Origin of the sequence: Duganella vulcania (assembly GCF_009857655.1) — a bacterium.
GTDB classification, from domain to species: domain Bacteria; phylum Pseudomonadota; class Gammaproteobacteria; order Burkholderiales; family Burkholderiaceae_D; genus Rugamonas; species Rugamonas vulcania.
Window position 1 is genome coordinate 19,928 of sequence record NZ_WWCX01000051.1, and the last position, 26,518, is coordinate 46,445.

21 protein-coding genes are annotated in these 26,518 nt (G+C 64.9%); 9 read left to right on the forward strand and 12 right to left on the reverse strand.

Going from position 1 to position 26,518, the window contains the following annotated elements:
• Positions 1-183: 183 nt before the first annotated feature.
• The 8 genes from GTP90_RS22745 to tssK form a co-directional block, all read right to left on the reverse strand.
• Positions 184-855 carry an ANTAR domain-containing response regulator gene (locus tag GTP90_RS22745; protein ID WP_161085681.1) on the reverse strand — a complete coding sequence of 224 codons (672 nt, stop codon included), beginning with the start codon at positions 853-855 and terminating at the stop codon, positions 184-186.
• A gap of 385 nt (positions 856-1,240) precedes the next feature.
• Positions 1,241-1,636, reverse strand: a complete 396-nt coding sequence (locus tag GTP90_RS22750) for a hypothetical protein (RefSeq protein WP_161085682.1) — start codon at positions 1,634-1,636, stop codon at positions 1,241-1,243.
• Positions 1,633-1,827, reverse strand: a complete 195-nt coding sequence (locus tag GTP90_RS22755) for a hypothetical protein (protein WP_161085683.1) — start codon at positions 1,825-1,827, stop codon at positions 1,633-1,635. Before GTP90_RS22755 ends, GTP90_RS22750 begins: the two co-directional genes overlap by 4 nt.
• 228 nt (positions 1,828-2,055) lie before the next feature.
• The gene (locus tag GTP90_RS22760; protein ID WP_161085684.1) at positions 2,056-2,715 is read right to left on the reverse strand and encodes a hypothetical protein; all 660 of its coding nucleotides are present in this window, start codon (positions 2,713-2,715) and stop codon (positions 2,056-2,058) included.
• Between the two features lie 13 nt (positions 2,716-2,728).
• A complete protein-coding gene (locus GTP90_RS22765; protein WP_161085685.1) occupies positions 2,729-3,562 on the reverse strand; it encodes a hypothetical protein in 834 nt (277 codons plus the stop codon).
• Between the two features lie 3 nt (positions 3,563-3,565).
• Positions 3,566-6,352, reverse strand: coding sequence for a type VI secretion system Vgr family protein (locus GTP90_RS22770; protein WP_161085686.1), 2,787 nt, complete (start codon positions 6,350-6,352; stop codon positions 3,566-3,568).
• Entirely contained in the window at positions 6,352-7,116 is a 765-nt protein-coding gene (icmH, locus tag GTP90_RS22775; protein ID WP_161085687.1) for a type IVB secretion system protein IcmH/DotU, read from the reverse strand. The genes GTP90_RS22770 and icmH overlap by 1 nt, the downstream gene beginning before the upstream one ends.
• 14 nt (positions 7,117-7,130) lie before the next feature.
• Entirely contained in the window at positions 7,131-8,471 is a 1,341-nt protein-coding gene (gene tssK / locus GTP90_RS22780) for a type VI secretion system baseplate subunit TssK (RefSeq protein WP_161085688.1), read from the reverse strand.
• Between the two features lie 266 nt (positions 8,472-8,737).
• Here tssK and GTP90_RS22785 point away from each other — a divergent pair, with 266 nt between their 5' ends.
• Genes GTP90_RS22785 through GTP90_RS22825 form a run of 9 tightly spaced genes read left to right on the forward strand, consistent with a single transcriptional unit; the run spans position 8,738 to position 18,656 of the window.
• The gene (locus GTP90_RS22785; protein WP_254452001.1) at positions 8,738-9,337 is read left to right on the forward strand and encodes a tetratricopeptide repeat protein; all 600 of its coding nucleotides are present in this window, start codon (positions 8,738-8,740) and stop codon (positions 9,335-9,337) included.
• Between the two features lie 25 nt (positions 9,338-9,362).
• Positions 9,363-9,866 (forward strand): type VI secretion system contractile sheath small subunit, encoded by a 504-nt coding sequence (gene tssB, locus GTP90_RS22790; protein ID WP_161085689.1) that lies wholly within the window; start codon positions 9,363-9,365, stop codon positions 9,864-9,866.
• Between the two features lie 2 nt (positions 9,867-9,868).
• The gene (tssC, locus tag GTP90_RS22795; protein ID WP_161085690.1) at positions 9,869-11,353 is read left to right on the forward strand and encodes a type VI secretion system contractile sheath large subunit; all 1,485 of its coding nucleotides are present in this window, start codon (positions 9,869-9,871) and stop codon (positions 11,351-11,353) included.
• 42 nt (positions 11,354-11,395) lie between these two features.
• Complete coding sequence (locus GTP90_RS22800; protein WP_117010942.1) at positions 11,396-11,887, forward strand: Hcp family type VI secretion system effector; 492 nt, start codon at positions 11,396-11,398, stop codon at positions 11,885-11,887.
• Between the two features lie 26 nt (positions 11,888-11,913).
• Positions 11,914-12,405 carry a type VI secretion system baseplate subunit TssE gene (gene tssE, locus GTP90_RS22805; RefSeq protein ID WP_161085691.1) on the forward strand — a complete coding sequence of 164 codons (492 nt, stop codon included), beginning with the start codon at positions 11,914-11,916 and terminating at the stop codon, positions 12,403-12,405.
• Position 12,406: 1 nt separating this feature from the next.
• The gene (tssF, locus tag GTP90_RS22810) at positions 12,407-14,251 is read left to right on the forward strand and encodes a type VI secretion system baseplate subunit TssF (protein ID WP_161085692.1); all 1,845 of its coding nucleotides are present in this window, start codon (positions 12,407-12,409) and stop codon (positions 14,249-14,251) included.
• Complete coding sequence (gene tssG / locus GTP90_RS22815; protein WP_161085693.1) at positions 14,215-15,297, forward strand: type VI secretion system baseplate subunit TssG; 1,083 nt, start codon at positions 14,215-14,217, stop codon at positions 15,295-15,297. Before tssF ends, tssG begins: the two co-directional genes overlap by 37 nt.
• Positions 15,298-15,312: 15 nt before the next feature.
• The gene (gene tssH / locus GTP90_RS22820) at positions 15,313-17,964 is read left to right on the forward strand and encodes a type VI secretion system ATPase TssH (RefSeq protein ID WP_161085694.1); all 2,652 of its coding nucleotides are present in this window, start codon (positions 15,313-15,315) and stop codon (positions 17,962-17,964) included.
• Positions 17,965-17,975: 11 nt separating this feature from the next.
• Positions 17,976-18,656, forward strand: coding sequence for a hypothetical protein (locus GTP90_RS22825; protein ID WP_254452002.1), 681 nt, complete (start codon positions 17,976-17,978; stop codon positions 18,654-18,656).
• Between the two features lie 13 nt (positions 18,657-18,669).
• Here the strand turns inward: GTP90_RS22825 and tssA are convergent, their stop codons facing one another.
• The 4 genes from tssA to GTP90_RS22845 form a co-directional block, all read right to left on the reverse strand.
• Positions 18,670-19,707, reverse strand: coding sequence for a type VI secretion system protein TssA (gene tssA / locus GTP90_RS22830; RefSeq protein ID WP_161085696.1), 1,038 nt, complete (start codon positions 19,705-19,707; stop codon positions 18,670-18,672).
• 16 nt (positions 19,708-19,723) lie between these two features.
• Complete coding sequence (locus GTP90_RS22835; RefSeq protein WP_161085697.1) at positions 19,724-20,524, reverse strand: OmpA family protein; 801 nt, start codon at positions 20,522-20,524, stop codon at positions 19,724-19,726.
• 2 nt (positions 20,525-20,526) lie between these two features.
• Positions 20,527-25,329, reverse strand: a complete 4,803-nt coding sequence (tssM, locus tag GTP90_RS22840; RefSeq protein WP_371875113.1) for a type VI secretion system membrane subunit TssM — start codon at positions 25,327-25,329, stop codon at positions 20,527-20,529.
• A gap of 32 nt (positions 25,330-25,361) precedes the next feature.
• On the reverse strand, positions 25,362-26,518 hold a 1,157-nt coding region (locus tag GTP90_RS22845), incomplete at its 5' end, for a hypothetical protein (protein WP_161085699.1).

Genomic DNA, 26,518 nt, shown 5'->3' on the forward strand with positions numbered 1-26,518 from the left:
TGGATGTGGTCATGTGACTTGCCCCCAAATAGATTGCATACCGTGACGGCCAGTCAAGGCCTGCGCCGTTGGGCGCATGCGATGACTGACTTCGATAGGCGGGGGGTAGGGCCGGTTTACTTACTGCTTATTTGTTACTGCTTATTCCTTACTGCTTATTCTTCACTGCCTATTTGCTGCTTGCTATCTTCCTTGCATGGCGCCGGATCCGCCGACGGCCAACACTTCCGTCGCGACCGCGTTCACCTTGCGCCGCTGCGCACGCGCCTGGCCGCGCAGGATGTCGAACGCCTGCTCACGCTCCAGCCCATGGCGTTCCATCAGCACGCCGATGGCCAGGTTGGTGTCGCGCGCGTCGGACAGCGCTTGCGACAACACCGCTTGTTTTTCCCGCAGCGCGGCCAGTTCCGCCGACCGGACCAGGCCCACTTCGATGGCGGGAATGATCTGCGCGACGCCGAGCGGCTTGACCAGGTACGCGACGGCGGCATGGGCGCTGGCAGCGCGCACCACGTCCGGCCCATCGTGCGAGGACAGGAACATGAATGGCAGCTCGCCCAGCTCGCGCAGGCGCGCCGCCAGTTCGATGCCGGACATGCCGGGCATCGTGATGTCGATGATCGCGAGGTCGGGCCGCCAGTCGGCCGCGCGCTCCAGCGCAGCCAACGCGCAATCGGCCTCGGTGGTCTGGTAGCCCAGGCGCTGCAGTCCGGCGGCAATGGCCATGCGGGTGACGTCGTCGTCATCGACGACCAGGATGCGTGCCGGTTGACGTTGCGGCGCCACGGCCGCCGCTTGCGCAGGCCGGGCGACAGCGCGCGCCGTCGCGGCGGCGGACGATCGCGGCTGGTGCAATGGCCTGCCGGATCGGTCGGCGCGCCGGGAAATAACGTCGGTCGGATGCATGGTGTTCCTTGTGTTGACTGGGATGCTGCGCGTGTTCGTCCAACGCGGCACGGCGGCCGCACCTCGCCCGGCAACCACGGGTCGCCTCAAGCTGGGATGGACAGGATGACCGCGGAGGGAGGGCGGCCGAAGGTGGAACTCAATCGGCATGGGGCGCGGGCGGAGAATTGGGCCGGCGCGAACCGAGGGCGTGATGCCGGCGGTGTTCTGCCGGAGCCTGGCTCGGTTATGTAATCGTGTTCCCGGCAGCTTGCCGCGCCTCCATCGCTGTTGAGCGTTCGGGAGGCGTCGGCCAGCTGCCTGACAACTATGATTGACGATTGCTTGCCCAAAGTCAATTTAATTTGCTGTGTACCATTGCCTGCATTAATGCAAGCTGCGGCGAAAAAGCGACAGCCGCGCGGCGGCCCTGTGTTGCATCAATCGCAGGCGTCGCCGATGGCAGCCAGACCTGCTCCTTGCCGTCGGTGTCGAAGGTGCTGGCCTTGATTTTGGGCGGCATGTGGCGGCGGAGATATGCGGCGTTGACCGGCGTCCTGGCGCCGCACATCAGCAGCTCGGCCAGGTGCCAGGCGTCGTCGGGGGTGGGAACCTTTTGCAGCTGCGCGCGCAGGGCTGACTTGTTTTTCGTCGAGCAGGCGTTGGCCGGCGCTGTCCGGTCAGGGTCCGCCTGGACCGCGTTCATGGAAAATGCGGCGAGCAGTGCCACGGCAGCGATAGTCGGCTTCATTGTTTTGTGCGGCTTTCTGGTTTAACGGTGGCTTCTTTTTTCAGCACAGATTCGACGGTCAGTTCCTTGCTTCTGGCGTAGAACTTCTGGCCCACCGGCTTGAGCAGGTAGAACGGGCCGTCGGGGTAGGCGGGATCGTTGGTGGTCAGCTTGTACCAGTTGGCCTTGCTGGCTGGAGGCGACATCGGCATGGGCGGCCGGCGCCAATGCCAGTGTGAGGGCGAGTGTGCAATATGCGAGGAGTGTTTTCATTTCAGCCCCTTTGTCAATTCCGAAACGGTTCGCTCAGCCACGGCCGCGCGGCTTCCGGAGCGATGAAGGAGGTGCCCGTGGTTTCCTTCCGCGATGCGAACCACGCGTCGTCGGCAGGCTGCAGCCCGGCGATTGATCACTTTGCCGATATAAGCGGGATGGCGAGTCTATTTTGCCGCATGCTCCAGCAGCGCTTGCAGTTTTGCGAGCCGCTGCGGCTGCAGCTTCGCCAGCGCCAGCCTGTTTCGCAAGAATTCCAGTTGTGCCGGATCGCGCGCGACGTCGGTGGTGATGAACTTTTCAACGTCGGATTCGGCGCGCAGGTTTTCTTGCAGCAGCGCGTACTGGTAACTGAATCGTTGGTTCTTCAGGTCGTTCGCTGCCAATGCGTCTTCGTACTTCTTGCGCACAGCAGGATCCTTGATGCTCGATGGGGCGACGCCTGCCGGCAGTCCGGCTTCCAGCGGCGGCGCCACGGTGAGTTCCGGAAGGTCGTCTGGATTGAAGTCAGGGGCGATCTCGGCATCCATTGCGTCAAAGACGGCGAACCACAGCGCCAGCTTGTCCTTGGCTGGCGGCTGCCCGGCGGGCGGAGCCGGTAGCACGAAGCTTGGCATGGCGTCAGCCAGCGAGATGGCCGTCGATAGCGGCGTGACATCGTGGGTCTTTTTAAATACTGCCAACTGCTGCGTGGCTTGGTCAAACTGCTGCGACATTTTCTTCTCCGCCGGTGTGTGTTGATGTGGTGCCTTGAGCGCCGCGCTTCCATGGGCGGCCGGATGGCCGGCCAAGCCCAGGAGCACTGTGATCAGTACAGCATAGCGCATGATGCTTGCCTTCTTAGTAGGTGGACGTCGGATCTGAGAGCGCGGCTGCGCCTGAGGCGCCGGCCTTGCTGACGGTCATATCCCCGGCGGCATCTATGGTAAAGCGTTGATGGACGGTTGCAAAGACTTTATCAGCTCCGCCGCCGACCCGGAACTTCCAGGGGATCGCCCAGTCGAATGTACCGGCCGAATACGGCGTGCCGAAATTGCAATGGCCGGATTGCGCGGTGTCGTTGGCGACTACCCTCGAACCCTTGCCGGCAATCGTGGGCCCGACCGGCACCCACGTGCCCGCACCGTGCGAGCCATGTCGAATGCCATCCAGCGGCGTGCCGACGAAGTAACCTGTCACCACGCCCGGGCAATCGTCCTCCGAAATCTGGATGAACTGGAACGACACCGTGTCCGGTGTGAGGTAGATAACAGTCCTGATGCCCACCGATGGAATGCCATTGGTGTGCTGTATGCCTTTTCCGGGCTGGCGTTCCATGAGCACGCCGCTCGGTTCGATGACGGTAAACGTCAGGGTACAGGTGCAGCCGCCGCCGGTGGCCTTGATGGTGACGGTCGCCGCCTGGTCAGGCGCCTCGAACGTGACCGTCTGGCCGGTGGTGGAAGTCAGCGTTCCTTTTGATGCGGTCCAGGTGGCGCTGCCGAGGCTGTAGGTCAGCTTGACCTTTTCACCGACACCCACGGTGGTGCGCGTGCGGTCGGTCGGTAGCATTGCAACGGTCTCAACCGTGATCTTGGCGGCGGTGCAGGGGGAGGCCGCCACGGTAGCCGGTGCCCGTGTCTTGACCTCTTTCGGGGTGGTTGTACTGGATGCGATTGTCTTCCAAGTCGTCATCGTTCAGCCCTGTGCAATTTCTAACGACAGCGGCTGTTGCGAAGTCGTCGCGACCACGTGGGTGTGGCCAGTTTCATCGGTGACGCCTTCCTCGTAAGTGCCGTCGGCCAGCTTGATGCGATAGCGCTGGTTGGGAAGCGGCTGGCCCGTGGTCTCGTCTTTCACGATAAATCCTTGGTCAAATAATTTCAGCCGCGAGTCCGGCAACGCCGGCATGGCGGCTGCGGCGCTGGCGCCGCCTTCAAACACATGCTGCCCGCCCTTGACGGTGAAGTTGCCGGGGCAGGCGAAGGTGATGTCGCCGCCTTCCAGTGTGATCGACGACTGGCCGGCCTGCAGCACGATCTTCTGGTTGGCCTTGATCTCGATGCTGTCGTTGACCGAGATGACGGTGATCGACTTGTCGGCCAGGATCTCCAACTGGTCGGTGTGCGCCTGCAGCGATACCGGGCCGTTGCCGGCGAAGGCCTGGATGCCGCCGGCGTGCGTGAAGTAGCTCGCCGCGTTGGCCGCCACCGACGACACGGTGTACGCTGCTGTCATATGCACATCGCCCTGCGTCACCCAATGCAGCTGCTGGCCGGCGAACAGCACGGTCGATGCCGGCGTGGCCCAGTTGATGCTGGCCGGCGCGTCCATCAGCACCAGCGGCGCGCCGAATCTTTCCACCGGCTTGGCCGCGTCCAGATCGCGCGCGCCGTCCTTGGCCTTGACAGCCTGCTGGCCGTTGACCGCGCCGGCATGCTTGCCCTTTTCCTTGGGATCGAGCTGCGAGATGAAATCCTGGTGCGCGTCGGCGGCGGGCTGGCTGGACAAGGCCTGCTGCTGCTTGGCCGCGTCGCTGAGCTGCCGCGCCAGTTCCTTCGACGATTTCAATGCGCCGAGCGCCTCGTCCGCGTCCATCTGCGTGGAGGTGACGCCGCTGCCTTGCGCGGCGCGCGCGCTGGTGGTCAGCAGCACGCCTTGCGCGCCGCGCACGGCGGCCCAGGCGTCGGTGCGCAGTTCGAAACCGCTGCCGCGATAGCTGCCGCGCCGCGCGGAGGAAGGATCCTGATGGATCAGATATCCCAGGTTCAGTTGCGTGGCGGCGCTGCTGGTGGCGAGGCGCGTGCGCAGCTGGCCCGGCGTGTCGTCCAGCTGCCACTGGTTGTAGCCGCCGCCGGCGAAGTTGTGGCTGTGGATGCCGGACAGCGTGCCCGCATGATTGGCAGCCGAATCCACGCCGGCCGAAAACGGCGGCAGGTCGGCGCCGGTGTACAGCTGCGCCACCACTAGCGGCCGGTCCATGTCGCCTTCGATGAAGTCGACCAGCACTTCGGTGCCGATGCGCGGCGTGAATTGCGACCCCCAGTTCGGGCCGGCCAGCGCCTCCGCCACCCGCACCCAGGTGCCGGAGGTTTCGTCGCCTGGAGCGTTGCCCTTGCTGTCGGTGTTGTGGCCCAAGCCGCCGGCGTTGGCGCCTTGCCCGCGCTGCCAGGCGAACTGGATCTTGACCCGGTGGTCGCGGTCGGTGGTGGCGACCGCGTTGGCCAGGCCGACGATGAGCGCGGTCTGCGGCCCCAGTGCGGTGCTGGCGTTCGGCGCGGCGGTGGCGCGCGGCACCACGGCCACGCTGTCGCGCACGCAGCCAAAGCTGTTGCGGTAGGTGCCGTGCTCGATCCCGCCTCCGGTCAGCTTCGCCGCCGTCTTGATCTGCGCCTGGAAGTTGTTGCGCGCTTCGTGGCGCACCCACAGCACCAGGAAGCGGTTGTCGCCATCGGCGTATCGCTCGTGCTGCGTGAGCTGGAAGCCGTGGCCCGCGGCCAGCCGGCGCACCGCGCCCGCGCCTTCGAATAGTTTGTTGTCCAGTTCCAGCGCCTGCAGCATCAACTGGCTGTGCGGATCGGCGGCGGCACCATTATCGGTGCCGCTGGCGATGCGCTCACCGCTGCCGTCGTACACGGCCAGTACCGGCAGTTCGCCGGCATCGAGACTGGACGCCTGCTCGGCCGACGGCGCCAGCAACTGCGCCGGATCCCAACTGCTGATGCTGACGGCATTGGCCTGCACCCGGCGGCGGGCGGCGAAGTGGTCGATGGCGTCGTCGCTGTCGGTGGCGCGCACGCCGTGGAAGCGGATCTCGGCGTCGCCCGGCGTGTCCGGCGCGCGAGCCTTGCTGTCGAAGATCACAAGCTTGTGCTTGGCTTGGCCGTCCTTGCTGTCGTCGTCTGCCTGGTCGTGTTCAAAGCGCCAGCTCAGGCCTTCGGAGGCCAGCAGGCGGGTGAAGAATTCCAGGTCGCTTTCGCGGTACTGCGTGCAGATGGCGCGCGGTTCCAGCGTTTGCGTGACGTCGAATTCGCAGCGCAGCTGCGGGTAGTCGCCCAGCAGCTCGGTGACGATGTCCTGCGCGTTCTTGTCCTGGAAGATGTAGCTGTCGCGCCGCAGCCGCAGCATCGCCAACGCCGGTTCCAGGATCAGGCGGTAGCGCGCCACGCCGCCGTCGGCGCCCAGCCACGCGGCTTCGGTGCAGATGCCGTGCCATGCACGGCGGCCGCCGTCCGGCTGCAGCAGCGTGACGGTCAGTTCCTCGCCGATGAAGATCGCCAGATCCAGGTCGGTCGATGGGCTCAATGCGTCGACTTCGAACGCATACAGTTCGTTGACGCCTTCGCGGCCGCTGAAGCGTTCCGCCATCAGCGATTCGGGCAGGTCCGATTCCTGCGCGCTGGCCAGTGTGATCAGGCGCGCGTGCTGGCTCAGGCCCGTGCCGAACAGGCCGAGCGCCGAGGTGATTTTCGACGGCAGGTCCATCAGGGCAGGGTGATTGTCAGGTTGGCGGCACGTGGTGCCATTTTGACGACGTCGTTATACGCGTTCATGCGGTTCTCGGCGTTGTGGTTGAGCGAGGTGCGCAGGCCGATGTAGCCCAGCACGCAGATCAGGCCAAACACGGAGCACAGCACCCACAACGGCAGATCGCTGCGCAGCTTGTGCTTGATCTGGTCGGGGCGTTCGGCGTGCGGCGCGAAGCCGCCGCGCTTGCCCTTCATGTGGGCGATTTCGTCGCCCAGGCGCGAGGTGAGGTAGTTCAGTTTTTCCGAACCCTCGAGGATGTACTTGCCCTGGAAGCCCAGCAGCAGGCACATATGGAACACTTCCAGCGCCTGCAGGTGCGCGCTGCCGCGCGCGCGCAGGTTCTCCAGGCGGTTGTAGAAGTTCTCGCCGGCCAGCTGCTCGCCGAACAGCACCAGCTGCAGCGGGCGGCGCTCCCACGCGTCGCGGATGCTGAAGTTGGAGCGCAGGATGATCTCGTCGACCGCCGCGCAGAACGCGTACTTGGCGTTGTCCACGTCGTCGGGCGAGGCGTTCTGCTTCTTGGCGCCGCGGCCGAAGTCGTCCAGGAAGGCCGACATCTTGCGGGCGAACTCGCCGTCGTCCTGCGGGCCATTGCCGTTCTTGAGCATGAACAGCGCGTAGAAGCCGTCGTACATCAGGTCGAGCAGGGTTTGCGGCGCGCTGGCCGCGCTGGGCGGAGCGCTCGCGCCGATCAGGGAAGGTGCGGTAACGGTATTCATGTTTGATCCTCGGTTCAGGAAGTGACGGCCACCAGGTCCAGCTTCAGGTCATGCATGCCGCCGGGGACGTAGATGGAAATGGATTGCGCTTGCAGCATGCGCTCGTACATCTGGCCCTTGGCCTCGAGCGCGAAGTAGCAGGCGTCCGGGCGCACCGGCACGGCGGCCGGCACCTGCGGCGCATGCGACAGGCGCACGCCGGGCATTGCCGACAGCACGAATTTCTCGACGTCGTCCGGCGCGCCGATCTTGAAGCGCAGCGGCACGATGTCGACCATCTCGCTGGCCGGCAGGTCGGCCGAGACGGCGATGTAGAAGGTGGTCTTGTCGTCGATCTTCTGCGAGTCCAGCATGCCGTGGTGGTACGAGGGCTTGACTTCCTTGAGCGCGATGGCGAAGTACTTCGACGAGATCACCGTGTCGAGCAGCTCGCGGATGATCTGGTGCAGCGTGGCGAAGCCGGGGCCTGGGTCGGCGTGCTGGTAGGGCGGCAGGTCGGCCAGGGTCCAGCTTTTCGAGAAGGTCATCAGGGCGCCGGCCAGCTGCAGCAGCTGTTCGTACAGGCGTTCCGGGTGCAGCGCCGGATGGTGGAAGTAGTGCGACAGCGAGGCGAACGCCGAACTGGCCGTGTGCAGCAGCCAGAAGGACGACATGTCGCCGGAGCGGAATTCGATCACGTGTTTGCTCGGCTCGCGGTGGTGGCCGTACAGCGCGCTGACCTTGGCCTGCAGCGCGTCGATCAGGCGGCGCAGCTGCAGGAAGAGCTGCGGCGAGCTGCGGATCGACAGGCTGGGCGCGACGAACGACGCATCCAGTTCGAAGCCGCCGGTGGTGGCGCGGCGCAGGCGCAGCAGCGGGAAGTGGGTGTAGGAATCGCGCGGCTCGAATTCCGACACCAGCCGCACGGTCTTCTTCAGGTAGCTCAGCTGCGCCGACGCGGCCTGCGTGTACAGGTCCGGCGTTTCGCGGTTCGATTGCAGGAAGCGCACGGCGTTGCCGCCGTTGGCGCCGTCGGCGAAATTGCCGCCGAACGGCTTGAACGCGGGCAGGGCGGCGTAGAAGGTCACGCTCTGCTGCGACTGCGCCAGTTGGCTCAGGTCCACGGTGTCCGGCAGCTCGTCCTCGCCGGGCGCGCTGTACAGCTCACCGTCCTGGAAGCGCAGCGACAGCTCGAGCACGCGCAGGGTGTTGTTGGTCAATGCGTCGCGGTCGATCTGGAGCTGGTTCACGCCCCACGCATACGGGTGTAGCGCCTGCAGGCTGTGATGCAGGCGCTGCTCGTGGTACTGGTCCTGCTGCTGGAAGTGCTGCGGGCGCAGGAATAAGCCTTCGCCCCATAAAATTTTGCTGCTCATGCGTGCGTCCTTGAGTGTGTGGCGCATTGATGCCATTTGTTAAGTAGCAGAACAATAACATTTCTTGACCAACAGCCGCGTTCGTTTGATTTCTATCGTGCGCAGCCTAAAAAATAGGCAGCCTGACCTCTGCGGCACTAAAAAGTTCCGCGCTTCAACCAAAAATTCAATTGAACGCCGTCAACAATAAATTTCTGATAACGTGCGGCCTGTTGGAAATAATTAGTGGTTAGGCATTCTTTTTTGATATTTAGTTTGAGGACAGCATGAAGACCGTAATCTCCCTTGGCCGCATCGGCCGTTTCATTGGCGCCGCTGTCTGCGCCGCATCGCTCACCGCTTGCATGACCGCCCCTGTGGTCCAGAAGCCCGCACTGCCAAGCATGGAAGACATGCTGGCCAAAGCCAGCCAGGCCAGCGGCGCCGGCCAGAAGGAGCAGGCAGTCACGTTATGGAAGGAAGCCGCGGAGGCCTACCCGGCCGACAAGACGCCGTGGACCAATATCGCGCAGACCCGCTATGAGGCCGGCCAGTATGGCGACGCCATCGTCAGCGCGCAGGAAGTGCTGGTGCGCGATCCGAACGACCGCCTGGCCAACAGCATCATCGCCATCAGCGGCCTGCGCCTGTCGACGCGCGCGCTGTCGGACCTGAGCCGCCAAAATAATTTGTCCGGATCGCTGCGCACCGAGTCGCAGGACCTGGCCAAGCTGCTGCGCGAAAGCCTGGGCGAGACCGTGCTGGTGCCGCCGCCGCCCGCGCCGCCGGCCGCTCCTGCGCGTAACAACTCCACGGCCAAGGGCAAGAAGGGCAAGCACAAGGCCGCTGAAGATTCAAGCGCCGATCCGTTCAACGCGTTGAAGTAATTAACCTAAACGATAGGGGAATCCCATGTCTAAAAATACCAGTGTCCAGAAAAAACTGCAGAAAATCCGTCCGCCACGGGTCCAGATGACCTACGACGTGGAAATCGGCGACGCCATCGAGAACAAGGAACTGCCCTTTGTTATGGGCGTGGTGGGCGATTTCGGCGGCAATTCGGAAGTCGAGCAAAAGCGCTTGAAGGACCGCAGCTTCGTCGGCATCGACCGCGACAACTTCGATGAAGTGCTCAAGGGTGTCGAGCCGCGCGCGGCCTACCGCGTGTCGAATGAGCTGAGCGGCGAAGGCGGCCAGTTCGCCGTCGACCTGAAATTCAAGTCGATGGAAGACTTCCGTCCGGAAGCCGTGGTGCAGCAGGTCGAACCGCTGCGCAAGCTGCTCGAAGCGCGCACCAAGCTGGCCGACCTGCGTAACAAACTGGCCGGCAACGACAAGCTGGAAGACATCCTCAACGACGTCTTGAACAGCACCGAGAAATTGGCCGAACTGGGCCAGCAAACCACGAAGGCTTGATCATGTCCGCTCAACTGACTCCAGGCGGCGCGGCCGCCGCCACCACCGAATTCGCTTTGCTCGACCAGATTGTCGAAGAGAGCAAGGTCGCCAAATCCAGCGCCGAGCATGCGCGCGCCAAGGACCTGATTTCCGAACTGGTGAACCAGGTCATGGACGGCACCGTGGTCGTGTCCAACAACCTGGCCGCCACCATCGACGCCCGCGTGGCTGAACTGGACCGCATGATTTCGGCGCAGCTGTCGGCCGTGATGCACGCGCCGGAATTCCAGAAGCTGGAAAGCAGCTGGACCGGCCTGCACTACCTGGTGCGCAATTCCGCCACGGGCCAGAACCTGAAGATCAAGATGCTCAACGCGACCAAGAAGGAATTGGTCAAGGACTTCCAGTCCGCGCTGGAATTCGACCAGAGCACGATGTTCAAGAAGGTCTACGAAGAGGAATTCGGCACCTTCGGCGGCGCGCCGTTCGGCGCGCTGCTGGGCGACTACGAGATCACCCGCCAGCCGGAAGACATGTACTTCATCGAGCAGATGTCGCACGTGGCGGCCGCCGCGCACGCGCCGTTCATCTCGGCCGCGTCGCCTGAGCTGTTCGGCCTGGAGAGCTACAGCGACCTGGGCAAGCCGCGCGACCTGTCGAAGGTGTTCGACACCATCGAGTACGCGAAGTGGAAGTCGTTCCGTGAATCGGAAGACTCGCGCTACGTCGGCCTGACGCTGCCGCGCTTCCTCGGCCGCCTGCCGTTCAATCCGGCCGATGGCGCCGTCACCGAGGGCTTCAACTTCGTCGAGGATGTCGACGGCACCGATCACCAGAAATACCTGTGGTGTAACGCGGCCTACGCCTTCGGCACCAAGCTGACCGCGGCCTTCGAGGACTACGGCTGGTGCGCGGCGATCCGCGGCGTGGAGGGCGGCGGCCTGGTGGAAGACCTGCCGACCCACACCTTCAAGACCGACGAAGGCGAAGTCGCGCTCAAGTGCCCGACCGAGATCGCCATCACCGACCGCCGCGAGAAGGAACTGAGCGACCTCGGTTTCATCTCGCTGGTCCACTGCAAGAACACCGACTATGCCGCCTTCTTTGGCGCGCAATCGGCGCAGAAGGCCCGCAAGTACAACAGCGACGCCGCCAACGCCAACGCCGTGCTGTCGGCGCAGCTGCAGTACATCTTCGCCGTCTCGCGCATCGCCCACTACATGAAGGCGATGATGCGCGACAAGATCGGCAGCTTCGCCGCCGCCTCGAACGTGGAAGACTTCCTGAACCGCTGGCTGACCCAGTACGTGCTGCTGGACGATAACGCCAGCCAGGAACAGAAAGCCCAGTTCCCGCTGCGCGAAGCGTCCGTCCAGGTATCCGAAGTGCCGGGCCGTCCGGGCGTGTATCGCGCGGTGTCGTTCCTGCGCCCGCACTTCCAGCTCGACGAGCTGTCCGTTTCACTCCGTTTGGTCGCGGAGCTGCCTGCATCGACCAAAAACTAAGCAACCGTAGTACTTTTACTTTAACAACCGAAAGGAAGCAACATGGCAATCGACGTATATCTGCAAATCGATGGTATTAAAGGCGAATCCGCCGATTCTACCCACAAGGACTGGATCGAGGTCTCGACCGTGCAATGGGAAGTGCTGCAGCCAAAATCGGCTACCGCATCGACCGGCGGCGGCCACACCGCCGAGCGCACCGAGCACAAAGACATCGTGGTCTCGAAGCTGGCCGACCTGGCTACTCCTCTGCTGCTGCAAACCTGCTCGTCGGGTAAAACCATCCCTAAGGCAAAGCTGGAATTCCTGCGCGCCGACGGTAATGGCGAGCGTATCAAGTACTTCGAAATCGAACTGGAAAATGTGCTGATCAGCAGCGTCGCTCCAACCGTCAAGCCAGGCAACATCCTGACGGAAGACGTGTCGATCAAGTATTCGAAAGTGAAATGGAAGTACACCCAACAGAAAGTCGGCGGCGGTTCGGGCGGTAACACCTCGGGTGGCTGGGATCTGTCGGCCAACAAGACCGCGTAATCGACTGACTGTTTAATGGGATACCGATGAAGGGTTTTACGCCGGGACTGTTCGACCGGCTGATGGATATGCCAGTCAACGGCGCCTCCAACGGCACGGTATCGCGCTTGTCGATCGAGGACTTGAAGGACTCGGTCGCGCGCGATCTGGAAGCGCTCCTTAACACGCGCACCGTGATCCCGGAGGAGCTGCTGAAGCGGTATCCCGAATGCGGGCGCTCGATCGTGACATACGGCTTGAATGACTTTGCCGGCTTGTCGCTGTCGAGCACCGATGATCGTGCCTTCATTTGCCGATGCCTTGAAAAAGCCATCGCGCGCCATGAGCCGCGCCTGCGCAATGTGCAGGCCTCGCTCGAACTGCGCGCGGATTCGATCAACCGCCTGAACTTCGCCATCACGGCGTTGCTGGTGGTGAGTTCGGCCCATGAACCGGTCAATTTTGACGCTGTATTGCAGCCGTCCAGCCTGCACTACACCATAAGCAAGGCGCGCCGCGTGGCGCAATCGGGAGCCTGAGTTGGACCAATTATTACCGTATTACGAGAGGGAGCTGGGATTCCTGCGTCGCTATTCGCGCGAATTCTCCGAACGCTACCCCAAGATCGCCGGCCGGCTGCTGATCGGCGGCGAGGTGTGCGAAGACCCGCACATCGAACGCATGATCGAGTCGTTCGCGCTGCTCAATTCGCGCATCGCCAAGCGGCTCGACGACGACTATCCGGAATTTACCGAAGCACTGTTCGAAGTGCTGTATCCGCATTACCTGCGGCCGTTCCCATCGTGCTCGATCGCGCGCATGGACTTCAGCGGCGCCGCCGCGCAGCTGACCACCGCCAGCGAGATCGCGCGCGGGACCCAGCTGACCACGCGCCCGGTGCGCGGCGCCGTATGCACCTTCCGCACCGCGTATCCGGTGACGATCGCGCCGCTGGCGCTGACGCATGCGGCCTTCGCCGCCATCATCGACGCGCCGGAGGCGACCCGCACGCCGCCCAACGCCACCTCCAGCATCAGCCTGACCATCTCCAGCACCTCGGCCCAGGTCGCGGTGCCGCAGCTCGGGTTGTCCAGGCTGCGCGTGTTCATCGACGGCGAGCCGTCCTTCTGCGCCGCGCTGCGCGATGCGCTGTTCATGCGCGGCGTGTGCGCCTATGCGGAAGCGGACGGCAATGGCCGCTGGATCCCGCTGCACAAGATCCCGGTGAGCCCGGCCGGCTTCGAGGAAGAGGAATCGCTGATCGATTTCTCGGCCCGGTCGCACGCCGCCTACCGGCTGCTGACCGAATATTTCTGCTTCCCGGAGAAGTTCAACTTCTTCGACATCGACCTGCATGCGCTGGCCGGCGTGCTGCCGGCCGGCTGCAAGTCGGTCACGCTGCACCTGGCCCTGTCGGGCATGCGCACCGATTCCAACACCGCCCGCATGCTCGGCACGCTGAACATCAACAATGTGCTGCTGGGCTGCACCCCGGTGGTCAACCTGTTCCACCAGCGCGGGGAGCCGATCCGGCTGACGCACACCAGCGCCAGTTATCCGGTGCTGGCCGACGCGCGCCGCGCCTTCGCGCACGAGGTGCAGTCGATCGACTCGGTGAAGCTGGTGCGGCAAACGCCGCAGGGCGAATCGGTGCTGGAGTTCCGCCCGTTCTATTCGCTGCGCCACGGCCAGACACCGGAGAAGAACGGCCATTACTGGGTGATGCGGCGCGACGATATCCTCGCCGAGAAAAGCCCCGGCTACGAAACGCAGATTTCCATCGTCGATATCGATTTCGATCCGGCCGAGGTGGAGACCGACACCCTGAGCCTGGAACTGAGCTGCACCAACCGCGACCTGCCAGCCTCGCTGAGCTACGGCCAGCGCGGCGGCGACCTGTTCCTGGAGGGCGGCTCCAGCGTGCGCGCGATCAGCTTCCTGCGCAAGCCGACGTCCTCGCACCGTTTCGAGCGCGGTCGCGGCGCGCACTGGCGGCTGATTTCCCACCTGTCGCTGAACCACCTGTCGCTGGCCGATGGCGGCCTGGATGCCTTCCGCGAGATGCTGACGCTGTACGACCTGCCGCGTTCACCGGCGTCGCAGCGGCAGATCGGCGGCATCCTGGCGGTGTCGCACAAGGCGGCCAATACCTGGCTGCCGGGGAATCCGTTCGCCTGCCTGGTGCGCGGCATCGAGGTGCGGCTGACCATCGACGAGGAAGCCTTCGTCGGTAGCGGCATCCATGCCTTCGCCCACATCGTCGAGCGCTTCCTCGGCCTGTATGTGCACGCGAACAGCTTCACCCAGCTGGTGATCGTATCGAATAAAACCGGAGAGGAGCTGTTGCGATGCACGCCACGAAGCGGCGATTTGAGCCTGCTGTAATCGAGCGGCTGTTCGCGCAGCCGTACCGGTTCGAGTACTTCCAGGCGGTTCGCATGCTGGAGCTGTGGCTCAAGCGCCACGGCGCGCCGGCCGAGGGCGCGGTGGCCAACTACCTGCGCTTCCAGAATTCGACGTCGCTGAACTTCCCCGCCAGCCAGCTGGAGGCGATGCAGCCGGAGCCGCGCGAGGTGCCGACCGATCCGCGCGCGCTGGCGCATGCGCTGCAATCGGCGCAGCTGAAGTACATCCGCATCACGCCGGCCTTCATGGGCTTCCTGGGCAGCAGCGGCACGCTGCCGGCGCACTACACGGAACGCATCGCGGCGCACGCGCTGTACGAAAAGGACGAGGGCCCGCGCGCCTTCCTCGACACCTTTTCCAACCGCGCGCTGGCCCTGTTCTACGAGGCCTGGCGCAAGTACCGGCTGGAGCTGAAGTACCAGATCGACGGCAAGGACACCTTCCTGCCGCTGCTGCTGTCGCTGGCCGGCATGGGCAACGAGTCGCTGCGCCGGCGCCTGGCCGATGACGGCGACGGTGTGCTCGATGAATCGCTCGGCTACTTCGCCACCGCCATGCGCCAGCGTCCGGCGTCGGCGGTGCAGATCGCGAAGGTGCTGTCGGAGTATTTCGACCAGCCGATCAGGGCCGAGCAGTTCATCGGCTGCTGGTACGACGTGCCGCTGGAGCAGCAGACGGTGCTCGGCCTGGGTAACGCCGTGTTGGGCGCCGGTGCGATGGCCGGCTCGCGCGTATGGCAGCGCGACCTGCGATTGCGGCTGGTGGTGGGCCCGCTGGACCTGGAAGGCTACGAATCCTTCCTGCCCGGCGGTAAGGCGGCAAAGGCGCTGAAAAGCATGTTGACCATGTTTACCGGCCTGTCGCTGGAATATGAGGTGCAGCTGGTGCTGCGCGCGGCCGACGTGCAAGGGGCGCGGCTGGAGGACGATCGCGTGGGCGGGCGCCTGGGTTGGGACAGTTTCCTGGTCACCGACGCGCAGACGCAGGACCGCGCCGACGTGCGCTATGAGATTCATACAGTATAAATAATAAGGACCATCATGAGCATCAACCTGAAAACACTGATCGGAAAACTGAACGACACCAGCCGCACGGCTGCCACCCGCGCGGCCAGCCTGTGCGTCTCGCTGGGACAGTACGAGGTGGATATCGAGCACCTGTTCCTGGCGCTGCTGGAGCAGCCCAAGAGCGATTTCGTCCTCATCGCGCGCCAGAGCGGCATCAGCGTGAGCATGCTGGAGGCGGACCTGCAGGCCGAGGTGGCGCGCCTGAAGACGGGCAATTCGCGCACGCCGGTGTTCTCGGAGCGCTTGCCCAAGCTGTTCGAACACGCGTGGCTGATCGCGTCGCTGGATTTGCAGGCGGGCCAGCAGGCGCAGATACGCAGCGGCCATCTGCTGCAGGCGCTGCTGACGGAGCCGGAGCTGGCGCAGCTGGCCTACCGTGGCTCGAAACTGTTCGCCAAGTTCGAGATCGACCAGATCAAGCATAACCTGGACAAGCTGACCGTCGGTTCGGACGAGGCGGTGACGGCCGCGCCGGCCGCCGAGCATGAGGAGCTGGCCGGCGATCCGGTTGGCGACCTGTCGGCCAAGGCCGCGTCCAAGACGCCGGCGCTGGACCAGTTCACCACCAACCTGACGCAGCGCGCCCGCGACGGCAAGGTCGATCCGGTGATCGGCCGCGACATGGAAATCCGCCAGGCCATCGATATTTTGATGCGCCGCCGCCAGAACAATCCCATCCTGACCGGCGAGGCCGGCGTCGGCAAGACCGCCGTGGTGGAGGGCCTGGCGCTGCGCATCGCGCTCAACGACGTGCCGGATGTGCTGAAGGGCGTCGAGATCCACACGCTGGACATGGGCCTGTTGCAGGCCGGCGCCAGCGTCAAGGGCGAATTCGAGAACCGCCTGAAGAACGTCATCGACGAGGTGAAGAAAAGCCCGCACGCCATCATCCTGTTCATCGACGAGGCGCACACGATGATCGGCGCCGGCGGCCAGGCCGGCCAGAACGACGCGGCCAACCTGCTCAAGCCCGCGCTGGCGCGCGGCGAGCTGCGCACCATCGCCGCCACCACCTGGGGCGAGTACAAGAAGTATTTTGAAAAGGACGCCGCGCTGGCGCGCCGCTTCCAGGTCGTCAAGGTCGAGGAGCCGAGCGAAGAACTGGCCTGCGCCATGTTGCGCGGCATGGCGCCGCTGATGGAGAAGCATTTCGGCGTGCGCGTGTACGACGAGGCGATCACCGAGGCGGTGCGCCTGTCGCACCGCTACATCATGGGCCGCCAGCTGCCAGACAAGGCGATCAGCGTGCTCGATACCGCCTGCGCGAAAGTCGCGCTGGGCCAGAACGCCACGCCGGCGTTGATCGAGAACCTGGCGCGCACGCTGGAACGCATCGCCGCGGAATCGACGTCGCTGCAGCGCGAGCAGAGCACCGGCGGCAGCGCCCACGTTGCGCGCCTGGCGGAGCTGGAGGCTGCCCGCGTGGCGGCCGCGGCGCAGCATGCCGAGTTGTCGGAGCGCTGGGAGAAGGAGAAGGCGCTGACGGAGCAGATCAAGGCCGGCCGCGCGACGCTGGAAGCCGGCGGCGACGCCAGCCAGGGCAAGGACTTGCAGGCGCTGCAGGCGGAGCTGAAGTCGCTGCAGGGCGAGGCGCCGATGGTGCCGGTGCAGGTGGACGGCCATGTGGTGGCGGAGATCGTCGCCGGCTGGACCGGCATCCCGCTCGGTAAAATGGTCAAGGACGAGATCAAGACGGTGCTGAACCTGAAGGCCAACCTGGAGCAGCGCGTGCTGGGGCAGCCGCACGCGATCGAGGCGGTGGCGCAGCGCGTGCGCACCTCGCGCGCGAACCTGGACGATCCGAACAAGCCGAAGGGCGTGTTCCTGTTCGTCGGCCCGTCCGGCATCGGCAAGACCGAGACCGCGCTGGCGCTGGCCGATGTGCTGTACGGCGGCGAGCGCAAACTCATCACCATCAACATGAGCGAATACCAGGAGGCGCACAGCGTCTCCGGCCTGAAAGGCTCGCCGCCGGGCTATGTGGGCTATGGCGAGGGCGGCGTGCTGACCGAGGCCGTGCGCCGCAATCCGTACAGCGTGGTGCTGCTGGATGAGGTGGAGAAGGCGCATCCGGACGTGATGGAGCTGTTCTTCCAGGTGTTCGACAAGGGCGTGATGGACGACGCGGAGGGCCGCGAGATCGACTTCAAGAACACCATCATCATCCTGACCTCGAACGTGGCGTCGGCCGCGATGATGCAGGCTTGCCTGAACAAGGGCAGCGAGGAGCTGCCCGATCCGGCCGCGCTGGAAGAGCTGATCCGTCCGCACCTGATGAAGCAGTTCAAGCCCGCCTTCCTGGGCCGCCTGAAGGTGATTCCGTACTATCCGATCCCCGACGATGTGCTGGTGGAGATCATCAAGCTCAAACTGGGCAGGATCCAGAAGCGCATCAGCGCCAACCACAAGGCGGAGTTTAGCTACGACGAGGCGCTGGTCGAAGCGGTACTGGCCCGCTGCACGGAAGTCGATTCCGGCGCGCGCAATGTCGACAACATCCTCAATGGCACGCTGCTGCCGGAAGTGGCCGAATCCGTGCTGACCAGGATGGCGGAAGGCGCCGCGATCAGCAAGATCAAGGTCAGCGCCAACAAGCAGGGCCAGTTCAAATACACCGTCAAATAAGGAGAATGACCATGAAGCGACATACCACCATAGCGATTCTGATATCCACGCTGGCCCTGGCCGCGTGCCACAAGAAGGACAAGGCGGCGGACGCGCCGACCGTTGAGGCCCCGGCGGCTGCGACGGCGCCCGCTCCGGCGGCTCCGGCACCGGCCGTCGCGCAGACCGAGGCGCAGGAGGAGATGGCCAGGAAGCAGGCCTTGCTCGACTATGGCACGATGGAGGACAAGTACCTGAACGATCCGAAGGGACAGTGGGCGGCAACCGCCAAGGCCAGTAGCACCTTCGGCGACGACGGCGGCAAGGAGCCTTCGGAGTCCAGTGTGGCCAGGAACGTCGTCGGCCCCTCGGATGACCGCAGCTGGACCAACAACAACCAGGACAAGGGCTTCGACTGGCTGGAGGTCGGCTACGCCAAGCCGGTCAACGCGACCGAGCTGCGGGTGATCTTCCCCAGCGGCGAGGGTGTGGAGGCGGTGAGCAAGGTGGAGCTGCAGGACACGGATGGCAAGTGGAACACCATCTGGTCCGGCATCAGCGACGTAAAGCAGGACAGGCGCGGCAACCGCACCTGGTTCGTGCGCACCTTCGACAAGACTGCATATAAAGTCAAAGGCGCCAAGATCACCATCGCCAACAACGTCCAGCATGGCTACAAGAACGTCGAGGCCGTGCAGCTGGTTGGCGAGTAAGGCGGTATAAGGCTTAGTTGGGAGGCCGCACTCCCAACATCTCTTCGATGTGGGAGAGCGAGCCTTCATCCTTGATGACGGAGCGCAGCCAGGTGTGCAGGTCCTGTTCGCCGGCGTTGGCTGCCTTCTCGGCGAAATAGGACACCGGGCTGTGTGGCTCCGTCTCGCGGAAGAACCGCGCCACGGCCCGCAGCTGGGCGATGGCCTGCGTGCGATTGCGGATCGGGCCGGAGGCGGCTTCGCGTTGTTGCGGAGCCGCCGTGCCGTTCGGCGCCTGCGATGTCTGCTCGTCGAAGGCGGCGTCGGCCTGCGCCTCGGCGCCGGCGGACTTGCTTGCCGCAGGCATCGCATGCAGCATCGATTGCACGGCATCGCGCGCGGCGGAGAAGCCCGGGCTGTCCTGGCCCAGCTTCGCGTCCGATACTTTTTCCAATTGCAGCAGGGCGTCCATGCAGTATTGCGCGTCGGCGGTGAAGCCGGCGCAGAACTGCGCGGAATTGGAGCGCTTGGCCGCTTCCATGTCGGCCAGCTTGGGTGAGCCGGATTGGTCGTCGCCGCCACTGGCGCGCTTGCGGGCCGACTCGAAGTCGATGGTGGAGTAGGCCGTGTTGCGGCCTTCCGTCAGCGGCATCTCGCGGATCAGCGTTTTGGTGCGCGCCAGGATCCAGCTCAGATTGCCGATGCGTTGTTCGTTGTCGCCGCCGTCCGCTTCGGGATACAGGCCCATGTCCCAATACTGTTCGCACAGGCCTGCCAGCAGGCGGTAGCCTTCCGCCAGGCCGCGCAGGTGGTGCTGCTTGGCGGCCGCTTCGGTCAGCCAGACCGCCAGCCGCAGGTCCTTGCTTTTCTCCGTCAATAGCGCGGCGCAGCGCTTGACGACGAATTCCCAATCCGCTTCCTTCAATTCCGTCACCCATTCGCCCTGGTCCAGCGACGGGTCGTCGAACTTGCGTGCCTGGGCGATGGCGTCCAGGTCGGACGAGAAGGACAGGTCCTCGCCCGATGGGCGGCTGTCGCTGATGGGGATTAATAACTGCTCTGCTGAAAACATGATGTCCTCTGATTGATTATTGGGCCATGCGGAACTCGATGCGGCGATTGCGCGCGCGTCCGTCCGCACTGTCATTGCTGGCGATCGGCCGGTCGGGGCCCTGGCCGCTCGCGGTCAGCAGGTCGCCATTCAGGCCGTGGCTGGAGAAGTAGGCCTTGACGGTTTCCGCGCGCGCCTGGCTCAGGCCAAGGTTGGTGGCGCGCAGGCCGGCGCTGTCGGTGTGGCCGATGATCTCGACCTTGCGGCCTTTGAGCTTGAGCAGCGCCGCCAGCATCTCGTCCAGGATGGCCTTGCCGGCCGGCGTCAGCTCGGCCTTGCCGCTTTCGAATTCCACGGTGCGGTTGGCCAGCGTGCTATCGAGGATGCTCTGGTCGGCGGCCGATACGCGCAGCCCGTTGTTGACGGTGTAGGTCGGATTGAGGCTGGTGGCGACATTGCTGGCAATACGCTGGCGCTGCGCTTCGTTGGCGACCTCGCCGCGCAGGCTGACGTTGCTGCCGTCGATCTTGAGCTGGCCGCGGCTGATCTGCTTCAGCTCCGGGGTAATCAGCTTTTGCACGTAGCCGTTCCAGTTGGCCGGCATGGCGACGGGCCCGATGGCGATCTGGTCGACCACCTTGTCGGCGCCATAGACTTCGCGCAGCTTGGCCAGCACGGCGGCCTTGCTGCCTTCGTCCGGCACGGTGCCGCTGGCCAGCACCTGGCCAGGTTCCGGCGCGGCGGGCGCCAGGCCGGGGTTCTGGGCACCGGCGCTGGCGGCGCCGAGCGCGCACAGGGCGGTCAGCAGGGCGTTGGCTATCAATTTGTTAGAGCGCATGATCAGGTTCCGATAAACGCCGCGCCGACGGAATCCAGCGCGGACTTGAGTGACAGGTTGGCTTGCGCCAGGTAGGTGGACAGTTTCTTGATGCCGTAGTCGGAATCGATCTGCTCTTCCACCCAATCCAATTGTTCGAAGTCGATGTGATGATCGAAGCCGGCTTGCGGATCGACGATGGCGCGCAGCGTTTGGGCCGATGCGCCACTGAAACCGACGATCATTGCCGGCCGCTGGTCGATGCGGGTGACGAACAGCGCCAGTTCGAAATCGGCGCGCGCCAGGAACGGCGTAATCAGGTGCATCCAGAACGCCGCCACCAGGTTGCGGTACATCGGATCGGTCGGCAGCGGCAGCAGCAGGCTCTTTTCCAGGCGGCTGGAGCTGCTGGCCATGACCGGTTGCAGCAGCATGCCCAGCGCCAGCAGGATCTGCCGCGCCGTGCCTTTGAAGCCGGTCTGCGCCAGCATCGCATCGAGCGCACCCACGGTTTGCAGTTCGAGGAAGTCCTCGAAAGCCGCATCGTAGGCGGCCGCGCGCAGATCAAGTTCGATCATGTGGTTGGCGGCGCTTTGCAGCGGCAGTGTCGGGTCGCTGGCCTCGCGCACGCCGGCGGTCAGCGCTTCGAGGCGGTTCCACATGCGCGTCAGCACCAGCGGCGCGTTCTCCACGAACGCCGTGGGTTCGCTGACCTCCATCGATCCCATCATCAGGAAGGGATAGCGGCGGCTGGACTGGTCGCTGCTGGCGACGATGTGGCCGGCGATGGCGTGTCGCCGGCGCGGGCCGACGAAGGCGAAATGCAGCGGCGCGGCGGCGTCGTAGTTCAGCTTCCAGCGGGCGTCTGTGCTCAGCAGGTCCATCGCGTGCGACAGCCAGTCGTCCAGCACCTTGATCAGGGCCGGGCTGTCGCTGCCCTTGACGAAATCGCCCCGGGTTGGAATCTTGCCGAAGTAGCCGACGCTGATCGGAGTAACGCCCCGGCTCATTGAGTGGCTCCCATGGTGGCCGCTGCCGCGGTGCGTGTCGGCCGCACAAGCTTCAAGCGCCGGCGCCGCGGCGATGATCGATTCCGGCAGGCGCAGGCGCTTGAAGCCTTGTGCGGCCTGCACGGGCTGCGGTGCGGGCGCCTGTTCGGTGGCGACGATTTTCAGGTTGGCGGTGACGACCACGCCGGCGTTGTCCCAGCTCAGTTCAAACGCGCCGTTGTCCTTGCGTTTGCGGTTGGCGGCGTCGATCATTTTCTTCAGGCCGAAATGGCCAGGCTCGTTGAGCAGCACAACGTTGCGGCCTTCCGGCGTGATGGCGGTGATCTTCGAGCCGGGCACGCCCTGCGGATTCGGCCAGGCCATGTGTACCCAAGGCTGCGGTTGGCCGCGCCAGCGCAGCGACTGGCCGTCGATTTCGATGGTGAATTCGGTGGCCCCGGTGGCGCTCAGCGCCTGCAGGTCGAACTTGGTCTGTGCCTCGCCGCCGCTGGACGCGGCGGTGTTGGCGACGCCGGCCGCCGACAGCGGCGCGATCCAGTTCGGGAAGGCCGCCACCACTGGCGGCGCCAGGTTGATGCCCATGTCGGCCCAGGTCTTGGCGCTCAGGGAGTCGCCACGGCGCACGACCAGCGGGCCGATGGTGGTGTTGAAGAATTTGGCGATGGCGCCGTCCGGGCCGAAGATCTCGCCGATTTCGGCGTTGCTGGCTTCCGCCCGCGATTCGGTCGCGAATGGATACTTCAGCGCCAGGTTCTTGCTGAACGGTTGCAGTACCTGCGCGACCCAGACCTTGTTGATTTCGGCTTCAGTCGGCTTGACGATGACGGCGAAGGTTTGCATCAGCGGACGCACGAGGATAGGGCGGATCGCCATTTTCTGCGCGTCGGTCATCCCGATCAGCATCTGTTCGTCGACGTATTTGAGGGCGTCGGCCAGTTCGGAGCCGGTGCCGTCCAGCGTCTGCTGCATCAGCTGCTTGGCGCCAGGGCCCGGGTCGCCCTGGTTCTTGATCTGGTTGAAGCGGGTGCGCAGCTTGGACATCTGATCGACGTAGCCACGCATCAGCGACGCGTCCCTGTCCTTGGCGACGACCAGGCGTGCCACGCCGGAGAACTCGCGTCCGACGGGGCCCAGCGGCAGCGGTGCGTTCGGCGTGCTGCTGGTGCTGGCGACGTTGATGTTGATCTGCGACGGCTTCTGGCGCAGGATGGTTTCGCGGAACCAGCCGGTGACGCCGCGTTGCGCGCGTTGCAGGCCGGCGTCCAGCAGCGATGGGTTGTCCCACGAGGTCTGCTCGTAGACGGTCGTCACCAGCTTGTTCAGCGGCGAGGTTTGCGGGTCGCCCAGGCGGTTCATCGCGGCGGCGGCGTTCTCGAAGGTCTGCAGGTCGCGGATGGTCACGCCCTGCACGAACTTCTCCCATTCCTTGGCGTAGTCGTTCTTGTACAGCTCAACCAGCGACTTCTGGATCTGTTCCGGGCTGCCTTCCAGCGTCAGGTCGTCCTTGGACGAGGTCTTCAGCACCCAGTCGGCGCTTTGCATCTCGCGGTTGGCCGCGTCGCGGAAGGCTTCCTGCACAAAGCCTTCCCACGCCTGGCGCGTGAAGCTGCCGGGAATGGCGTAGCTGCCCAGTACCAGTTCCTTGTCCTGCTCGCCGACGATCCGGGCGACCGTCATCGACGGGAAGCGGGTTGCTGCACGGGCCTTGACGTCGGCGTAGACGCGTTCACGCGCGGGCATCCCACGCACCACGCGGCGCAGGTTGTCGCGGGTCTGGTCGACCAGCGCCAGTTTGCCGTCGATTTGCGGCCAGGAGGTGTCGTTGATCTGCGAAAGGTAGAAGGAGATCATGCGCTCGGCGCTGCGTATCATCTGCTCGCGCGGCATGGCGCCACGGTTCCCGTCCAGCCAGACGCGCCAGAAGCGGGTCAGCTGGTCGTTCAGGTGGCCGGCTTCGGCGCGCGACTTGTCGCTCAACATCAGGTAGGTCTTCAGCGCGTTGTAGGCGTCTTCCGCGTTGGCGGGCGACGAGTCCTTGAACTGCGTGGCGCCGTTGTTGACCGGCGCGGCGGCCGTGGCGTCGGTGGCTGGCGCACCGGTTGCCGCAGCCGTCACCGGCTTGGACATCGGCTGCAGCTGCGCCGCGCCGCTGTTGACTTCCCCAAGGAAGGCTTCCAGCGACTGGCCTACCGGCTTGAGCATCACCTCGCGCACGCCGGCGAAGTATTCCTCGCGCAGCTTGCGGTCGAGCAGGTCGCCCTGGTACAGGCCCAGGCCCAGCGACAGCGGCCGGTGTTCGCGATAGCTGTCCAGCTGTTCGATGCGGTCCTGCAGGATCTCCAGCGCCTGGAAGCGCGACTGCAGGTCCATGCGGTTCTGCTGCACCTTGATGGCCTGGTCCAGGTCCGCCTGCACGTTGGCGACCAGCTGGCGGTTGTTCATGTACGACCAGCTCCAGCCGGCCAGCGCCAGGCCGACGAAGGCGGTGGCGGCGAAGAAGGCTGCGTAGCGTACGCGCGTCTTGGCCGGGCTGGCGTATTGCGCGACCAGGTCCTTGTCGGCGAAGATCACTTTGCGGAACAGGTTAAGCAGGAAGTAGCCTTGCTGCTGATGGGATTCCTCGTGTTCCCGCGGTTGCAGTTTCAGGTCGAAGCGCTGCGCCACACGGTGCGACGAGGCGGAGACCGATTCGCCTTCCTGCAAGGCGCTGGTGAAGTAGAAGCCGCGGAACACGGGCTTGAACTGGAATGGGTTTTCCTCGAACAGCGTGGCGATGAAGGCGCGCAGCGATGGTTTGATCGAGCTGAATTCCAGCGGGAAGGTGAACACGCCGGACGGCATGCGCTCGCGCCATTGCAGCGCCATGTTGGCCTGGCTCAGGTCTTTCAGGCCGTCGTACAGTTCATCGAAGCGGGCGTCGAACTGGTCGAGTATCTGCTCGCTGGTGGTGGACTGGCTGTAGGGCAGGGTGGCGCCCCAGATCTTGTCGCGCTCACCGCGTTCGGCGTCCTGGAAGAATTCGTTGAAGCCGGTGATCAGGTCGGCCTTGGTGAAGACCACGTACACCGGCGCGTGGACCTCGAGGCGCTCGGTCAGTTCCTGCACGCGCTGGCGCAGGTTCTTGGCCAGGTTGATGGCGAATTCGGGCCGGTTGCGCGTCAGTTCGGCGACGCTGACGGCGATGATGACGCCATTGATCGGCGCCTTCTTGCGGTACTTCTTGAGCAGGTCGAGGAAGCCGAACCACTCGCCACGGTCCTCGTCGACGACCGAGTAGCGGCCCGCCGTATCGAGCAGGATGCCGTCGGTGGTGAAGAACCAGTCGCAGTTGCGGGTGCCGCCTACGCCTTGCACGATCTTGGTGTCGGCGAACGGGAACTGCAGGCCGGAGCTGGCGATCGCCGTGCTCTTGCCGGCGGCCGGATTGCCGATGACCATGTACCACGGCAGTTCGTACAGAGCGGCGTTGCCGGAGAACTGGCCGATTTTCGAGCCCTTGATGGTGGCGATGGCGTCCAGCAGGCGTTTGCGGATCACGTCCGTTTCCTGGCGCTGGGCCGGGTCGGTCTTGGCGGGGGCTTTGTTGACCTGCTGTTCCAGCATGTCGCCCAGTTGGGCGGCGGCGCGCTGCTTGCGCCGGCGGCGCCATAGCCAGACGATGGCGCCGAACAGCAGCGCGATCGCCAGCACGGTCCAGGCGACGCTGGCCGGCCATTCGAAGATGGCGGACGCGATCAGCAAGCAGGCGGCGAAGGCCACCCAGCCGATCACGATCAGGCTGTTGCGGGTCGTCAGGAATTGCCAGGTTTTTTGCATCATGATTGGGGCTCTAGAAAAAATCGGGAAAATCAAACAGGTACGGCTACGGCAGGACCGATGACGGCGACATCGCGCCGGAACGGGTCCAGGTTACTGATGCACAGGACGGCGGCTTTGCGGCTTTCCGCTTCCTGCCGCGCCACGGCCAGCGCGGTCAGCCAGGTGACGGCGCCGCAATTGCCGCAGCTGGCGCCAACGCTGAAGATGTCGACGCCGGGATCGAGTTGCGGGACCGCTTCCGACGCGACGCCCATCAGCTCCATGACGCGGCTGGTGCGGTGGTCGGTGTCGGCGCTGATCAAGGCGACGGCCGAAGCTTCGCGGCCGGCGCCTTGCAGCGCCGTGGCGCTCAGCTGCTGCAAAAGTTCGGCGCTGGCGCGCTTGGATTGGTCGGCGGAATGCGGCAGGCGTGCGCTGCTCACGGCCAGCAATTGCGGCTGCTCGCCGCCGTTCCCCAGCAGCGTTGCCTGGAGGGCGTCGGTCAGCAGCAGCCCGGCCGCGCCTTCGCCCGGGATCTGGCCTTGCGGCTGGTTGGCGTTGAATAGCGCGCTGACGTTCTCCAACTGTTCGACGCTGCCGCTGCCGAGGTGCGAACCGCAGGTGACAAGCATGGCCAGCGCCGGCGGTTCGTTCGACAGCAGCCGTGCCAGCGCGGCGCCGGCTTCGGTGTCCAGGGCGCCGCGGTCGGGGGCGACGGTGATGCGGTCTTCGGGCCAGCCGGATTGAATCACCAGGTGGCGGAACCAGAGCGCGGCGGCCTGGCGGTGCTCCGGCTTCCAGTCCGCCTGCCATACCGGCTGCAGTTGCAGCATCGGCAGCGACAGGGGCTCGCGGCGGGCGACTTGTCCGGCGTGGAGCTCCAGCAGCGGATGGGCGCCAAGATTGGCGCTCAATTCGGCCACCACTTCGCCGCCGGCGCTGAGCGCGCGCCATTGTTCGTCGCTGAAGTGGGGTGCCAGGTGGTTCGCCGCCAGCCAGTCCGACATCTCGGCGCGGGTGGCGTCGGCATCGATGCCGGCGATGCGGGCGCTCATGATGGGATAGCCGTAGGCGTCGTTGAGCTCCGGGTCCAGCGCTGGACGGGCTTTGTTTTCGGCCAGCGTGGCGCTCAGTTCAGCGGGCGAGGCCCCGTGCGGCGCGCGCACGGCGGCGGCCACCAGCGACAGCGACGGGCCGCGCGGCGGGG

Bases quoted from the DNA above. Each gene is read 5' to 3' on its own strand.
- GTP90_RS22750 (WP_161085682.1), bottom strand. From the start codon at position 1,636: ATGAAGCCGACTATCGCTGCCGTGGCACTGCTCGCCGCATTTTCCATG.
- GTP90_RS22755 (WP_161085683.1), bottom strand. From the start codon at position 1,827: ATGCCGATGTCGCCTCCAGCCAGCAAGGCCAACTGGTACAAGCTGACC.
- GTP90_RS22760 (WP_161085684.1), bottom strand. From the start codon at position 2,715: ATGCGCTATGCTGTACTGATCACAGTGCTCCTGGGCTTGGCCGGCCAT.
- GTP90_RS22765 (WP_161085685.1), bottom strand. From the start codon at position 3,562: ATGACGACTTGGAAGACAATCGCATCCAGTACAACCACCCCGAAAGAG.
- GTP90_RS22770 (WP_161085686.1), bottom strand. From the start codon at position 6,352: ATGGACCTGCCGTCGAAAATCACCTCGGCGCTCGGCCTGTTCGGCACG.
- icmH (WP_161085687.1), bottom strand. From the start codon at position 7,116: ATGAATACCGTTACCGCACCTTCCCTGATCGGCGCGAGCGCTCCGCCC.
- tssK (WP_161085688.1), bottom strand. From the start codon at position 8,471: ATGAGCAGCAAAATTTTATGGGGCGAAGGCTTATTCCTGCGCCCGCAG.
- GTP90_RS22785 (WP_254452001.1), top strand. From the start codon at position 8,738: ATGAAGACCGTAATCTCCCTTGGCCGCATCGGCCGTTTCATTGGCGCC.
- tssB (WP_161085689.1), top strand. From the start codon at position 9,363: ATGTCTAAAAATACCAGTGTCCAGAAAAAACTGCAGAAAATCCGTCCG.
- tssC (WP_161085690.1), top strand. From the start codon at position 9,869: ATGTCCGCTCAACTGACTCCAGGCGGCGCGGCCGCCGCCACCACCGAA.
- GTP90_RS22800 (WP_117010942.1), top strand. From the start codon at position 11,396: ATGGCAATCGACGTATATCTGCAAATCGATGGTATTAAAGGCGAATCC.
- tssE (WP_161085691.1), top strand. From the start codon at position 11,914: ATGAAGGGTTTTACGCCGGGACTGTTCGACCGGCTGATGGATATGCCA.
- tssG (WP_161085693.1), top strand. From the start codon at position 14,215: ATGCACGCCACGAAGCGGCGATTTGAGCCTGCTGTAATCGAGCGGCTG.
- tssH (WP_161085694.1), top strand. From the start codon at position 15,313: ATGAGCATCAACCTGAAAACACTGATCGGAAAACTGAACGACACCAGC.
- GTP90_RS22825 (WP_254452002.1), top strand. From the start codon at position 17,976: ATGAAGCGACATACCACCATAGCGATTCTGATATCCACGCTGGCCCTG.
- tssA (WP_161085696.1), bottom strand. From the start codon at position 19,707: ATGTTTTCAGCAGAGCAGTTATTAATCCCCATCAGCGACAGCCGCCCA.
- GTP90_RS22835 (WP_161085697.1), bottom strand. From the start codon at position 20,524: ATGCGCTCTAACAAATTGATAGCCAACGCCCTGCTGACCGCCCTGTGC.
- tssM (WP_371875113.1), bottom strand. From the start codon at position 25,329: ATGCAAAAAACCTGGCAATTCCTGACGACCCGCAACAGCCTGATCGTG.